The sequence below is a fragment of the Microbacterium sp. P26 genome, from assembly GCF_023712585.1.
GTDB classification, from domain to species: Bacteria; Actinomycetota; Actinomycetes; order Actinomycetales; family Microbacteriaceae; genus Microbacterium; species Microbacterium algihabitans_A.
Genome location: NZ_JAMAXZ010000027.1, coordinates 1 through 456 on the forward strand (window position 1 = coordinate 1; position 456 = coordinate 456).

Annotated in this window: 1 pseudogene; it reads left to right on the forward strand. The window is 35.5% G+C overall.

Annotated features, from left to right (window positions below):
• A pseudogene (locus M3667_RS17195) lies at positions 1–456 on the forward strand (hypothetical protein); the annotation flags it as partial.

Here is a 456-nt window from a genome sequence, read left to right on the forward strand (position 1 = left end):
GAGTTATCTTACCCTGAAAAATTCAGGAAGGTCAAACCTTGGGGAAGAAAAGGTGATGGCGGTAACGATGGTTATATTCCAGAGCGAGGGGAATATTATCAAGTATACGCTCCGGAGGAATTAAATCGCGAAACAATAAAATTTGCAATAAAAAAAATGAAAGCAGATGTTGAAAAAATAAAAGAATCATGGAATGAGTCTTGCGAGTTTAAAGTTTTTTATGCGGTTATCAAGGATAAAGAACAGGGGTTACCAAAAGAGATATATACCACTCTTGCGAAAATTAAAGAAGATTATAAGTTAGAACACGCAGATGTTTTCAGCTCTTCGAGCCTTCACCGTTTAGCAATGAAATTACCAGCATCAAAGTTAAAAACATTTTTGAATGTCGAGACGCCCTCATATAAGAAAGAAATGGTTATACATAACTACCTAGTCAGGCATTTACCTTTAGAT